Annotated in this window: 1 protein-coding gene; it reads right to left on the reverse strand. The window is 54.3% G+C overall.

The window, feature by feature from the left end; genetic code table 11:
- Positions 1–398, reverse strand: a 398-nt coding sequence (locus E0L35_RS25930) for a paraquat-inducible protein A (RefSeq protein WP_171051250.1), incomplete at both ends; no start/stop codon positions are given.

Raw genomic sequence — 398 nt, forward strand, 5'->3', positions numbered from 1 at the left:
AACGCAGCCCCTGGCGTATCCCCGTGACGCCTGGGTTTAGCGGCTGGCGCAGTTCTGGCATCGGGGCGATGTCGTCCCATAACCAGCGACGATCAACGCACTGAAAAGCGCGCAGTTGCAGGACACAAAATAAACACCAGGGGAGAAAGCTGCTGCCTACCCCAATGCTGCCGTAAGCCATCAGTTTAACGAAACTGACCAGCACACCCGCGAGGAAAATCTCCGCCATCCCCCAGGTTTTGAGTTGAAAAAGCACCCGTGCCAGTTGCTCTTTTAAACGGACCGGTAATTCCGCGCGATTCACCAGTAACAGAATGGTTATCAGACAAAACGCGGGAACCAGTTGCACAAACAACAGGAAAAAGGTGCCGAGGCTGGCGTAGTCCTCAGAAAAAAGC

This window comes from Halomonas sp. ATBC28 (assembly GCF_005937175.1).
In the GTDB taxonomy this organism is placed as follows: domain Bacteria; phylum Pseudomonadota; class Gammaproteobacteria; order Pseudomonadales; family Halomonadaceae; genus Vreelandella; species Vreelandella titanicae.